1 protein-coding gene is annotated in these 236 nt (G+C 66.9%); it reads right to left on the bottom strand.

What is annotated here, in order from left to right:
- Positions 1-236: hypothetical protein (locus tag SB772_RS45555; RefSeq protein WP_410839221.1), on the bottom strand; the 236-nt coding region annotated here is incomplete at both ends.

Here is a 236-nt window from a genome sequence, read left to right as displayed (position 1 = left end):
AGAACGCAGGCTCTGCGGCTTCCTGCGCCTTTGAGCCGCCGCGCCAGGCATTGGCCAGCGCGTCCGCACCCTTGCCCAGGCCCTGCATGGCAGCACCCGTCAACGACGCGACGCCACCCACCAGCTCGGCAGTGCCACGCAACAAGGTTTCGGCACCATTGGCCTCGCGCTCCGAGCGTTTGCCAGAGGCAGCGTCATTCTCATGCAAGGAGGCGTTGATCCGCCGCACTTCCTCG

The sequence above is a fragment of the Paraburkholderia sp. SIMBA_030 genome, assembly GCF_046535245.1.
Classification (GTDB): domain Bacteria; phylum Pseudomonadota; class Gammaproteobacteria; order Burkholderiales; family Burkholderiaceae; genus Paraburkholderia.
Note: the sequence above shows the minus strand (reverse complement) of the source record. Positions and strands in the feature narration are given on the sequence as shown.